Source organism: Solilutibacter pythonis, from assembly GCF_003697345.1.
Taxonomy (GTDB): domain Bacteria; phylum Pseudomonadota; class Gammaproteobacteria; order Xanthomonadales; family Xanthomonadaceae; genus Solilutibacter; species Solilutibacter pythonis.
Genome location: NZ_RFLY01000028.1, coordinates 1 through 13,028 on the forward strand (window position 1 = coordinate 1; position 13,028 = coordinate 13,028).

10 protein-coding genes are annotated in these 13,028 nt (G+C 62.5%); 6 read left to right on the forward strand and 4 right to left on the reverse strand.

Annotated features, from left to right (window positions below; translation table 11 throughout):
• From EBB59_RS12830 to yihA, 4 genes are all read right to left on the reverse strand, one after another.
• A partial coding sequence (locus EBB59_RS12830; protein WP_158601813.1) for an RHS repeat-associated core domain-containing protein occupies positions 1-4,057 on the reverse strand: 4,057 nt, incomplete at its 3' end.
• Positions 4,058-4,269: 212 nt separating this feature from the next.
• Positions 4,270-4,722 carry an NUDIX hydrolase gene (locus EBB59_RS12840; RefSeq protein WP_122102548.1) on the reverse strand — a complete coding sequence of 151 codons (453 nt, stop codon included), beginning with the start codon at positions 4,720-4,722 and terminating at the stop codon, positions 4,270-4,272.
• A gap of 129 nt (positions 4,723-4,851) precedes the next feature.
• Positions 4,852-6,216 carry a glutamate--cysteine ligase gene (locus EBB59_RS12845; RefSeq protein ID WP_122102549.1) on the reverse strand — a complete coding sequence of 455 codons (1,365 nt, stop codon included), beginning with the start codon at positions 6,214-6,216 and terminating at the stop codon, positions 4,852-4,854.
• 42 nt (positions 6,217-6,258) lie between these two features.
• The gene (gene yihA, locus EBB59_RS12850) at positions 6,259-6,876 is read right to left on the reverse strand and encodes a ribosome biogenesis GTP-binding protein YihA/YsxC (RefSeq protein ID WP_122102550.1); all 618 of its coding nucleotides are present in this window, start codon (positions 6,874-6,876) and stop codon (positions 6,259-6,261) included.
• 118 nt (positions 6,877-6,994) lie between these two features.
• On the opposite strand from yihA, the gene EBB59_RS12855 reads away from it, so the two are divergent.
• The 6 genes from EBB59_RS12855 to EBB59_RS12880 all read left to right on the forward strand — a co-directional run bounded on the left by EBB59_RS12855 (position 6,995) and on the right by EBB59_RS12880 (position 12,878).
• Positions 6,995-7,897: a c-type cytochrome gene (locus EBB59_RS12855; RefSeq protein ID WP_122102551.1), complete on the forward strand. Its 903-nt coding sequence runs from the start codon at positions 6,995-6,997 to the stop codon at positions 7,895-7,897.
• 125 nt (positions 7,898-8,022) lie between these two features.
• Positions 8,023-8,667 carry a thiol:disulfide interchange protein DsbA/DsbL gene (locus tag EBB59_RS12860; protein WP_122102552.1) on the forward strand — a complete coding sequence of 215 codons (645 nt, stop codon included), beginning with the start codon at positions 8,023-8,025 and terminating at the stop codon, positions 8,665-8,667.
• 29 nt (positions 8,668-8,696) lie between these two features.
• Positions 8,697-9,446, forward strand: a complete 750-nt coding sequence (locus EBB59_RS12865) for a thiol:disulfide interchange protein DsbA/DsbL (protein ID WP_122102553.1) — start codon at positions 8,697-8,699, stop codon at positions 9,444-9,446.
• A gap of 8 nt (positions 9,447-9,454) precedes the next feature.
• Positions 9,455-10,216 carry an endonuclease/exonuclease/phosphatase family protein gene (locus EBB59_RS12870; protein WP_122102554.1) on the forward strand — a complete coding sequence of 254 codons (762 nt, stop codon included), beginning with the start codon at positions 9,455-9,457 and terminating at the stop codon, positions 10,214-10,216.
• A gap of 247 nt (positions 10,217-10,463) precedes the next feature.
• Entirely contained in the window at positions 10,464-12,176 is a 1,713-nt protein-coding gene (locus EBB59_RS12875) for a type IV secretory system conjugative DNA transfer family protein (protein WP_122102555.1), read from the forward strand.
• 159 nt (positions 12,177-12,335) lie between these two features.
• Entirely contained in the window at positions 12,336-12,878 is a 543-nt protein-coding gene (locus tag EBB59_RS12880) for a hypothetical protein (protein WP_122102556.1), read from the forward strand.
• Positions 12,879-13,028: the final 150 nt, after the last annotated feature.

Consider the following 13,028-nt stretch of genomic DNA (forward strand, 5'->3'; position numbering starts at 1 on the left):
CCGTGGTGACCCAATAGTGGTGTGCAGGAACCTTGCCATTAAAAGCAGGGTCACGACACACCATGACTTGGAGTCCATACGGATCAATCCAACTAATTGGGTTGCCACCGACATAGGCATACGTATTAATCCCCCCCGCCAACCCAATCGGGTCCGACTGGGTATAAGTGCCCAACCGGCTGTCGTAGTAGCGGAAGCCGTTGTACCACAGCCCAGATTCCTTATCGTAGTACTGGCCGGGGAAGCCGATGTTGAGTCCACCCATGTCGTCCTGCACCACCGTGCGGTCGTAGGCGTAGTTCTGCGCCCGCCAGACCACCGCCTTGGCCGTATTAGTGACCAGCTCGGGGCGGCCCAGGTGGTCGTTGTGAACGAAGTACAGTTGGTTGTCGCGTACCAGCCCGATCAACTCCGCACCCATCCAGACATAACTACTCCAACGGCCGTTCTCGTTTTCCGCCAACAATGTGTTTTGCCCGGAATAGATGAAGCGTGTCGTGCCATCCGGCCCTTCTTTACCCACGCGCTGGTCCGCTGCATTGGTGCGGTAATACCAGGTGCCGGCCGGGCGGCGCACCGCCTGTCCGCGCGGGCCATTGGCTTCATCAAACGACACCTCTGTATTGCGTTGGTATGTCAAAAGGCGGTTGTAGGCATCGTAGCCATAGCTGGCCGCCGAGCCATTCACCCCGTAGCTGCTGCGGTTGCCGCGGCCATCGTAACCGTAGGCGTGTCCCGCCATGGCGGTAATCCGGTTGCTTCCAGGTTCGACCGTCAGAAATTCGTTCCACGGCCCAACTTGCTGCGTTTTGTTGCTGTTGGCATCGAACAGGTAGCTGGACTGCCCGCCGCCGCCATATTGCTGCAAGGTTAGGCGTGACAGGGCGTCGTAGCCATAGGTTCGGCCTTTCAAGCCATCCGCTGCGCTGGTGATCTGGGTGAGCCGGTTATTGGTATCGAACCCGTAGCCCAGGTTCAAGAGATTGGAATAGCCATCCCGGGTGGCGCTGCTGGTCAGGCGCCCATCCATATCGAACGAGCGGTTCAAGGCCAGGCCGTTTCCGAAGCGCATTTCCGCCGTGGGGCCGAAGGCTTGGTATTTGATGTCCATCGCCACGTTGTGGGTGGTGCCACCAAAGGTTGCCTGCACCACCGCCAGTTTACCTTCACGGTAGCCATAGCCCACGGAAACCCCGCTGGGGTATTGGATACCCGCCAGGCGGCCCATGCCATCGTAGCTGTAGCCGGTCCATTCATCGTTGCCATAGACGGCATCCCTGCGGACGGTCATTTGTCCATAGGGACCATAGCCGAAATTCGTCCAGGCATGGGATACGCCATCGGTCAGCATTGATAAGCCGCAAAGTTTGCCTTTGCCATTACCGCACCAGTCATAGCCATATTCGCGGCGCTCGTTGCCGCTCGTGATGGAAACCAGCCGCCCAAGGCCGTCATAGGCATAATCCAGCCCGCTGCCATCGTGCCGGGTCATTTTCACCAATTGGCCTTCGGCGTTGTGCTGGTAGGCGGTGGTGCCGCTATCGGGGCTGTATTGCGCCCATAGTTGGCCGAAGCCGTCATAGACGTAGGTCGTGGCAAGGCCGCGCGGGTCGGTGACTTTGGTGATGCGGTCGCCGGCGTCGTATTCGAAACGAGTGATGCCACCCAGCGGGTCGCGGGAGCTGATGACCCGGTTCAGTGCGTCGTACGTCAGGTTCGTTACCTGCCCCAATGAATCCGTGGAGCGGACCCGGTTGCCATTGGCATCGTATTGATAGGTGAAGTTCTGCCCGTTGTTGCCGGGTGTCGCGCGGATGCGCCCCAGTTCGTCCAGCAATACCTGGCTGGAGAATTCTATTTTGGGTATTTCGGGTGGTTGGTCATTATCGTCAATGACGCAATCTATTTTCTTTTTAGGTCCACACGGCCATGACCATGGCTTTGGCCGGCGGGGTACGATGGCGTTCTTCCGCATCTCGGTCACTTCGCCAACAAGGGAATAGTAGTAGCGCAGTTCTTCCCGCACTCCCCCGGATGTCAAAGTGGCATTGGAGGCGGAGTGGACAACATTGGTCAGCAGATCCCAATCCGGTAATGTATAGCGGTAATGAGTCATCTCTCCATCGGGCGTTCTGACCCCACTCAGACGCCCGTTGCCATCGTAGGTGTACTGGGTCGTTTGCGCGACGCCATTGAGATAGGTCTTGATTTCCGTGACCCGGCCCCGGGCATCACGAAGATAATCGGTCATCCCTCCATTGGGGTTGGTTATCCGCCCCGGTTGGCCCAGGCCGTTGTGCTGGGTGTAGACGGTCCGGTGGCCCAGGCTGTTCTCCACCGAGACAAGATTACCGACGGCATCGTAACGGGAAATCACTTGGTCGCCGGCCCCGGACAGTGGGCCATCGATGGTGACGCTGGCCAGCATTCCGTTGGGATGCTTGGCGTAAGTGTAGCGCGTGGTTTGCGTGCCGTTGTTCAGCCCGGCGCCCGACAGGTTGGTGCGGGTAATACTCTCAATGCGGCCATCGGTCGTATAGGTGTAAGTGGTTCGTAGAAGTTCGGTGCCCGTGGCCGCGCCGCCAATAGTGATGCTGGCAACCCGGTTTTCCGTCGCGTCCCACGCGTAGGTGGTCTTGCGCGCCTGCGGCGTATCGAAGCCTTCTATTTTCTCAAGAAGCTGGCCCTTGGCGTTGTGCCTGAATGTCGTCGCGTGCTTGTTGGCATCCACGCGGGTCTGTAGATAGCCGTTGGCATCGTAGGCGTTTTCGGTATCGCTGGCGGGGCAATAGGTGCTGGCCGCGCCGAGCGTGGTCTTGGGCTTGCCGTTTTCGTAGAGATGGGTGGTTTTCCTGCCCAGTGGATTGGTTTCCACCACGGTGAGCTGGCCGTTGGCACCGGACGTGTAGGTGAACTGGTACTTCTTGTAGCCATTATGTTCGCTGAGGATGGCTCTGCCCGCGCCGTCGTAGGCGAAGGTGGAGTACCGCTGTCCGTTGACGGATTTGCCGGTCAGTGCGCCGGGGCGCGCATAGTGCTCGTAGTGATAGGCGATGGTGGTGAACGGGCTTCCTGGCTGCAATGATGCCGCCAAGCGGTGCAGGCCGGCACCGAAGGCGTTGGCCGTGTAGGAGAAACCATAATGATTGCCCGCCGGATCGCGGACCGCCGTCAATTGATTGCCGTTCCAGACGAACTCGATATAGCGGCCGGAGGTATGCGTGACGCGCACGGGCGTGCTGCCCGAATAGCTGTATGTCCAGCCGATGCCGGCGCGGTTGCGAACGGAGAAGACATACCCATAGGGGCTATAGGACTCCCGGGCATCGTCCTCGCCATGCAGCATCAGCGCGCCATCGGCGGCCTGGACGATCCGGGCGATGGGAGCGGCTTTGTCTTCGTAAAAAACACCATCGGCCGCTTTCACAAATTTGATCTTGCGGCCATCCGGACGCCAGGCGTAGATCACGCTATTGCTCCCCAGCGTGCAGGAACCGCCGCCGGGACGGGGATAGCAGGCGCCGACCTTGTCGGTACCGAAGGTCAGGCGGTAATCATGGTTGCTCAGCCAGTGCTTGCCGAACAGGCCGATGCCATCCCAGTAGTGGTTGTAGGTGCGCGACAGCGAGAGCGGCATTTCCCCCGAGGAGATGAAGTCGAACTCCGGCTCGATCTTGTTGCCGGTGGACATGATGATGGGGTTGCCTTTGCAGTCGGTCGTGTCTCCAGCATCGTTCATGCCGGGATTTTCGGCCACGAAACCACCTGGCCCACCTCCGCCTCCCCCGCCGCCCCAACCGCTGTCTTCCCAGCCCCCCCAGCCCCAACCACCACCAAAGCCCCAGAACATACCTACGCAGGCATCTCTTCCCCATTTACCGGTCACCGTAATTCCATCGCATGCACTACCCGGCACTTCTAGTGTGTCAGTAACCAGAGGTTCACTGGCATGGCTCACACTTCCCCCGCCGCCCATCCAGCCAAGCGCCATTACTGCGGCCAACGTCGTGAATCGCTTCACCGTCCCCTCCCCAATTCGGTTGATTGTCTTTTCCAAGCGCGGATCGATCCGCCACGCCTGCCTCCCGTCGAAGACACTTACAGTAAACGAAAACAGCCGTCAAGCGTATATAGGCTGCCGATAACGACCAAGCGATTGACCGAGCAACTCACCAACCGGGAAACCATTCAACCAGCCTAATGCGAGACAAACGCGGGAACAGGCTCCCGAATACCGGAAACCGCTCGACACGGGCTACACGACACCCCTCAGCCCCGCATCGACAGCCGCCGCAGGAATGCGGCCAATTGCGGTTCCTCGACAATCCCCACGGCCTCGGCCAGTGGCCACCAGCGGCGCTGGCGCTGGCCGGCCTCGGGATAATCCTCCGCCAACTCGCGCACTTCGACCGGGAATACCCACACCTCCAGCCACGATTTTCCCCGGCCACGCCCCGGCTTGAGGTAACGGTAGCGGCCGAGCGCCGTCTCGCCCACGGCGCCGATCACACCGGCTTCCTCCCACGCTTCCTGCAACGCGGCCGCGGCCAGTCCGCGGTCTTTCATCGGCCAGCCCTTGGGCAATATCCAGCGGCCACGGCCGCGCGTGGTGATCAGCAAGACTTCGCGCGATTCGCCTGCGCCACGCAGGCACAGCGCGGCCACCTGCAAATGCCGGGGCCGGCGGCCAAGAATATTGCGCAGAAAACGGAAAATCGTCATGTGGATATTCTCGCGCAACCGTTTCTCCGTGGAAGCCCGCCCACCGCCAATATTTTCGGATGACGCCAGGCGGCCTGGCGCATCAAGACCCGCGAGCGGCGATACCGCGAAGCGCCGCGCGCGCCACGCTCAATACGCGAACTCGCGGAACACCCGATCGATATCCCCGCCCCATTCGCCGTGGAACAGCGCGAGCTTGCGCTCGGCGGCGGTCTGGCCGGCCTCGGCCATTTCCACCAGTGGATCGAGGAAGGCCGATTCGTCCTGACCGCAGGCATTTTTCACGCCGCGCCGCTTGAGCCCGGCGCTGGAAATCTTCAACACCTCGATCGCCAGTTCGCGCACCGTCGCGCCACGGAATGGCAGTTTCAACGCATGCTTCGGCACGCCCTCGCGCAGCGCGTAGCGTTCTGTCATCGAAAAATCACGCACCAGTTCCCAGGCGGCATCGAGCGCGGCATCGTCGTACAGGAGGCCGACCCAGAATGCCGGCAAGGCGCACAGCCGGCCCCACGGGCCGCCATCGGCGCCGCGCATCTCCAGATATTTCTTCAGCCGCACTTCCGGGAAGGCGGTGGTCATGTGGTCGTTCCAGTCGCGCAGCGTCGGTAGTTCGCCGCGCAGGCCATCCAGCTCGCCGGCGAGGAAGGCGCGGAACGAGCGGCCAGCCAGGTCGAGGTATTCGCCATGGCGGTAGCTGAAATACATCGGCACATCGAGCAGATAATCGACGTAGCGTTCGTAGCCGAAGCCGTCCTCGAAGACGAAATCGAGCATGCCGGTGCGCCCGGCGTCGGTATCGGTCCAGATGTGCGAGCGGTAGCTCTGGTAGCCATTGGGCTTGCCGTCGGTGAAGGGCGAATCGGCGAACAGCGCGGTCGCCACCGGTTGCAGCGCCAGCGAGACGCGGAATTTCTTCACCATGTCGGCCTCGCTGGCGTAATCGAGGTTGACCTGCACGGTGCAGGTGCGGGTCATCATGTCGAGGCCTAGGCCGCCCACCTTCGGCATGTAGTCGCGCATGATCCTGTAACGGCCCTTCGGCATCCACGGCATCTGCTCGCGCCGCCACTTGGGCTGGAAGCCCATGCCGAGGAAGCCGAGGCCGAGTTCGTCGGCCACCTCGCGCACTTCGCGCAGATGGCCGCCGACCTCGCGACAGGTGTCATGGATGGTGGCGAGCGGCGCGCCGGAGAGTTCGAGCTGCCCGGCCGGCTCCAGCGTCACCGAGGCGGCGTCGCGGGTCAGCGCGATGAGCCGGCCATGCTCCTCGCCGGGCGCCCAGCCGAACCGGGTCAAGCCCTTCAGCAGCACCTCGATGCCGCGCTCGCCGTCGAACGCGGGCGGGCGCAGGTCATCGAGGCGGAAGCCAAACTTCTCGTGCTCGGTGCCGATGCGCCAGTCGGCCTTCGGTTTCTCGCCCGAGGCAAGCACTTCGACCAGCTGCCGGCGGTGGGTGATCGGGGTCTCGTTGGCGTCGGAAGGGCCGGACATGGGCGGCTCGCGTAAAGGGAGCCGCCACTATAAAGGCCGGGATCAGTTTCCGGCGTCGAGCCGCAGCCAGCCGGCCAGCACCGCGCGGGCCTCGTCCACGCCCTGCTTGGATTCGCCGGAAAACACCTGCGCGCTGATCGAGTCGCCGAACGCGGCGGACAGTTCGCGCCGCACCTGTTGCAGGGTGTTGCCGGCGGCGCCGCGCGAGAGTTTGTCGGCCTTGGTCAGCAGCGCGTGGGCGGGAATCCCGCGCATCGCCGCGTAGCCCAGCATCTGCCGGTCGTACTCCTTCAGCGGGTGGCGGATGTCCATCACCACCACCAGCCCGGCCAGCGCCTGGCGGGTCTCGAAATATTGGGCGATGAAAGCCTGCCAATGCTCCTGCATCTCCTTCGGCACCTTGGCATAGCCGTAGCCGGGCAGGTCGACCAGATGCGCATCGGCGAACGGCGGCAGTTCGAAGTAGACCAACTGCTGGGTGCGTCCGGGCGTCTTGGAGACACGGGCCAGCGCATTCTGCTGGCAGATGGCGTTCAATGCGCTGGATTTGCCGGCGTTGGAACGGCCGGCGAACGCGGCCTCGCGGCCGGTATCGGCCGGCAATTGACGCGGCGTATGGGCGGAAAGCAGGTAACGGGCGGGGGCGAAGAAGTTTTTCATCGGCTAGGATGATAGCGGGGTGTCCCGCCTTGGCGTTTGACCATGCGCCGCGGCCGGGACGATAATTCCACGGTTTCGACACCTGCTTGTCGCCCGCGTCTTTCTCCGGAGTTTCCGAATGCGCAACGCCCGCCTCATTGGCATCGCCGGTCTGGCCGCCCTGGCCGCCGCGGTGGCCGTCGCCCAGACCACCGTGAATCCGCTGCCGGAACAGGCACCCGCCGAGACCGCGCCGATCGATGCGGCCGCCGCCGCCCCGGCCATGGACGCAGTCGCCGAGCTGGCCACCACCCACTGGGGCGACCCGCAGGCAGGCGCCGCCAAGGCCGGCGTCTGCGCCGCCTGCCACGGGCTGGACGGCAACGGCACCAACCCCCAGATGTATCCACGTATCGCCGGTCAGGGCGAGCGCTACCTCGCCACCCAACTGGCGCTCTTCAAGAGCGGCCAGCGCGTCAACGAAATCATGCAGCCTTTTGCCGCCACCCTCTCGGCGCAGGACATGCGCGATCTGGGCGCTTACTTCGGCGGCAAGCTCGCCGGCGCCGGCGCCGCCAACGACTCGGTGATCGAAGACGCCGACAGCCCCAACAAGGGCATGAAGTTCTACGAACCCGGCCAGCGCATCTACCGCGTCGGCGATGCCAGCCGCGACATCCCGGCCTGTTTCGCCTGCCACGGCCCAGCGGGCGCCGGCAACTCGGGCGCCTACTACCCGCACATCGGCGGCCAGCAGGACTGGTACATCGCCCGCCGCCTACAGGAATACCGTAGCGGCCAAACCACGGTGAAGAACCGCGCGCATTTCGACATCATGGCCACCGTCGCCAAACATCTGAGCGATGAGGAAATCCGCTCACTGGCCAGCTACATTCAGGGCCTGCACGACGTGGCCGACCAGGCGCCCGCCGCCCAGGTCGCCAAGGTCAAAGCCGCCGGCCCGATCGCCGCCCCCGGCACCCCGATGCTGAAGAGCACCACCGCCACCGCCCCGACAGCGGCCGAAACCACGGCGCAATGAGTCGGCGGCGGGAACTTTCCCCTCGGCTGGCGGTCACAGCCATGCTCCTTGAGATTTGCGCCAGCCTTCGGGCTGGCGTTTCTTTGTCCGCAGATCCCCCGCCCCCCACTACCGTGGAGCCATAGATGTCCCCCCTCCGTATCGCCAGCATCGCTTTTCTCGCCGCATTCGCCCTGCTGTTCTCCACGGCCGCCCCGGCCCAGGAGGGCGCGCCGGTCGAGGGCCGCGACTACCAGTTGATCGACAACGGCCAGACCTTCGCCAACCACAAGCAGAAGATCGAGGTGGCCGAGGTCTTCGGTTACTGGTGCCACCATTGCCGTAATTTCCAGCCACTGGTGGATACATGGAAAGCCACGCTGCCGGCGGATGTCGATTTCGTCTACGTCCCGGCCACGTTCAACCCCAACGATCCCTTCGCCCGCGCTTATTTCGCCGCGCAGCAGCTGAAGATCGCCGAGCGCGCCCATCTGGCCCTGTTTCGCGCCATCCACGACGAGCGCAGCTTCCCGGCCAACGCCAGCGCCGAGGAACTGGCCGCCTTCTATGCCAATTACGGCGTCGCCGCCGAGCAGTTCCTCGCCGCCATGAATTCGCCCGAGGTCGCCTCGCAGATGCGCTGGGCGCGCAAATTCATCGAGAACGCCAAGGTGCAGGGCACGCCGATGCTGATCGTCGGCGGCAAGTACCGCGTCCTTGGCCGCAGCCATGCGGATGCCATTCGCATCGCCGGACAGTTGGTCGCACAATTGCGAGCCCAGCGCCGCTGAGCGCCCCACCCGAAACGGAGAGAAGACCGATGATGCGCCCACTGACGCTCACCCTCCCGCTGCTGCTGATCCTGGCCGCCTGCAACAAGCCGGCCGAAACCCCGGCGACGAACGATTCCGCCCCGGCCAGCGCCACGCCAGCCTCGGCCGGGACGGCCCCGCCCGAGGCTGGCGGCGAGACCGCACCGCCCCCGGCGCAGACCACCGCCAAGGACAACCTGGTCCCGGGCAAGGACTACGAACTGGTCGAGAACGGCCAGCCGTTGCAGCCGCTCGACGGCAAGGTCGAAGTGGTCGAAGTCTTCGCCTATCCCTGCGGCCACTGCGCGGCGTTCAACCCGCTGGTGGAATCGTGGAAGAAGAAATTGCCGGCCGATGTCCGCTTCAACGCCGTACCGCTGCCGAGCAGCGACAACGACCCCGCCGCCCGCGTCTACTACGCCGCGGAAACCACGGGTCAGTTGGACAAGGTGCACCAGGCGATGTTCGACGCCATTCACCTGAAGCGCGCGCTGCGGCCGAATGCCACCAGCCAGGACATCCTCGATTACCTCGGCAAGCAGGGCGTGGACACCCAACTGCTTGGCGAAGCCATGAACAGCTTCGCGATGACCGCGCGCCTCGGCCAGGGCTATCAGTTCGCCCAGCGCAGCGGCGTCACCGGCACCCCCACCCTGGTGGTCAACGGCAAGTACCGCGTGCTCGGTCGCAGCCACGAGGAGCAGTTGCAGATCGCCAATGGCCTGATCGCCAAGGAACGCGCCGCCGGCGCCCAGTAATCCCCTCGATGGCCTTCACTCGCCTGAAACTGCTGTCGGCCAACATCCAGGCCGGCAGCAGTACCCGCCGCTACAGCGATTACGCCACCCGCAGTTGGTCGCACGTACTGCCGATCGGCGGCAAGCGCGGCGCGTTGGACGCCATCGCCGAACTCGCCGGACGCCACGACATCGTCGGCCTACAGGAAGCCGATCCCGGCAGCTTTCGCTCCGGCTTCACCAACCAGACCCACTACCTGGCCAACCGCGCCGGTTTCTCCTACTGGACCCATCAACCCAACCGCAGCGTCGGCGGCGTGGCCTCCAGCGCCAACGGCCTGTTGAGCCAGATGGAACCGCTGGAAATCGGCAGCCATGCGCTGCCGGGCCGGGTGAAGGGCCGCGGACTGCTGGTCGGACGCTTTGGCGAAGGCGACAACGGGCTGCTGATCGCGGTCGCCCACCTGTCGCTTGGCGTGCAGTCGCGGCTGTCGCAATTGGCCTTCATCGCCGAGGTGCTCGGCAAAGCGGAAAACGCCGTGCTGATGGGCGACTTCAATTGCCGCATCGACCAGCCGGAAATGGACGTGCTGTTCCACCGCACCCGGCTGCAACCGCCGGACTGCGACGTCCACACCTTCCCCGCGTGGAAACCCGACCGCGCCATCGACCACATCCTCACCACCGGCAACATCGCCAGCCTGGCGCGCCGCGCCCTGCCCGCGGCGGCTTCCGACCATCTCGCGCTGTCGGTGGAGCTGGACGTGCCGAAAAGCGCACTGGCGCGCTGACCCCCCAGCCATCAGCCCCCGCCACATGGGGGCGGCCGCCTGAAACGGCACTTTGCCGACCCGACGAACACCGAACTGAATCCGCAAGCCCGTGCGTGAAGTGCGGAAAGCTTCCCGCCATCCGTCACGACCGCTACGGCTCAAAGGGTGCGCATACGCTCCCGGACGGACGTGTGCGCTTACTGATGTAGCCTTGGGGCGGAACCATTCTTAATCGGTTGACAAGCATTTCCGGGGAGGGAACTGCATGGGTAATCTCACCAAGATCAAAATCGTGGCCGCCGCCGGCTTGTTGCCGCCGGCCTTGGCCGCTGGCCTGTACCTGGCCGGCCAACTGGCGTCCATACTGCTGAAGGTAGATTCACCCTACTCCTGGTACGCCACCTGGTGGCATTACTATCGGGCAATCGATCTGCCACAGCTCGCGCCCCATACCGGCAAGATCAAGCTCGCCACCGGCATCGGCTTCGGCCTGCCACTATCGATCTATCTCTTCCTGTTGGTTCCCCTTCTCAGGCCGAAGGAAAAATCTCCGCACGGCGAGGCCCGCTTCGCATCCAAGCGTGACTTGGCCAGGCATGGCATGTTCAAAACCACCGCCACCAGCCTCGTGGTGGGCAGGATGGGCGACAAGCTGCTGCGGCTTTCCGGCCAGCAATTCGCCATCCTCGCCGCCCCCACCCGCAGCGGCAAGGGCGTGGGCGTGGTCATCCCCAATCTGCTGGACTACCAGGGCTCGGTAGTCGTGCTGGACATCAAACAGGAGAACTTTGGCCTGACTTCCGGGTGGCGGGCCAGCCAAGGACAAGGGATATACCTGTTCAACCCATTCGCCGAAGACCGACGCACCCACCGCTGGAACCCGCTCAGCTACGTATCCGACGACCCCGATTTCCGCATCTCCGAGCTGATGAGCATCGCCGCCATGCTCTACCCCGACGGCGCGGATTGGCAGAGATTCTGGGTCAGCCAGGCGCGCAACGCCTTCATGGCCTTCTCGCTCTACCTGTTCGAAAGCCGGGACCACCAGATCAGACAGAAACATCCACAGGAAAAGTGGGTCACGCCCACGCTTGGCGCCATCCATCGCCTGTCTTCCGGCGATGGCCGCGGCCGGTTCAAGACTTATTTGAAGAAACTATCGGAAACCGACTACCTGAGCGGCGAAGCCAGAACCGCGTTCGCCAACCTGCTGTCGCAGGCCGATGAAACTTTCGCCTCGATCATGGGCGCCTTCAAAGAACCCTTGAATGCGTTCATCAACCCGATATTGGATGCCGCCACCAGCGCCAACGATTTCCTGCTCACCAAAGTGCGCAAGAAGAAGATGACCCTCTACATCGGCATCCAGCCCAACAAACTGGCCGAAAGCCGGCTCATCCTCAACCTGTTGTTCAGCCAGCTCATCAACCTCAACACCCGGGAGTTGCCACAGGACAACCCGGAACTCAAACACCAATGCCTGCTGCTGATGGACGAATTCACCGCCATCGGAAAAATCGACATCATCGCCAGCGCGGCAAGCTACATGGCCGGCTACAACCTCCGGCTACTGCCAATCATCCAGAGCATGTCGCAACTGGATGCGGTCTACGGCAAGGACGTATCCCGCACCCTCATCACCAATCACGCCCTGCAAATCGTCTATGCGCCACGCGAACAAAAGGACGCCAACGATTATTCCGAGATGCTGGGCTACACCACCGTGCGCCAACGCAACCGCTCGCGAACGCATGGCCGCCAGGGCGGCGTAAGTTTCAACGAAACCGAACAACGCCGGGCACTGATGCTGCCACAGGAACTGAAAGCCATCGGCTTCGACAAGGAAGTTTTTTTCTACGAGGGACTCCCGCACCCGGTACTGTGCGAAAAAGTGAAATACTTCGAGAGCAAATATTTCACCCGACGATTGCTGCCAAAGGTGAAGATACCCGAACTGGAATTGAATACCTCCCCGTGAACGACGCGGAAACGCCACGGAACGATACCCATGAACGAAACGGAGAGAACCGCAATAGCCAACGCAAACATCCGTGGCGAACGGCAAATATCGATCCGTGCGGGGACAGCGCCAGACCGGCCGTCTCTGTGAAAACACCCCCACTCAGGAAGCCAGACCATGAAGATCATCGACAACCTTTTCAGGCGAAAAGAACCGAAAGAGCCGTGGCCGCTTCGGTTCGATAGTTATTCATTGGGTGCATATTGCTTCAATACACTCAAGTGCAGAATCATCTTCAATCGACGCCAGCTCTCTTTATATCTCGACGAGCCTTCTGGGAAACCTCTCCCCAAGGAAAACTGGAGCGCTTCGTTTGGCAGTACGGAAGCATTCGAGACTCGCGGATTCCCTTCGCCTGTCGACATCAAATGGACGGCATTGGATGGCATCGAACGCGAAACGGAGATAGACCTGGAGACGGTCTTCCCGGGGCATGAAATCCTGCATAACGTGCCACGCGAAAGTGTTGATGAATACTGGGCCACTCACATGAAACATCATGCACGAATTTACTTAGAAATCAATGACCGCACCATCAATATCTACATAAAAGCTCGCGTCCCCACAAACATAATAGAAGACCCCATTGGATGCCCGGGCAAAATAATATCTCACCGTGACATGTTGCTGGCCTGGACGAGAACCTACCAAGGGGAGTGAACCACATGACCGAGCACCGTAAGAAAGTTTCCCTCATGCTGGGCCAGGATGGCTTACCCATGGACGATGTCTCGCACTACGAGGCGACGCCTGAACATCTACGCAGCTTCGACCAAGCCTCCGATCAGCTATCCAAGTTCAAGGCGCCTC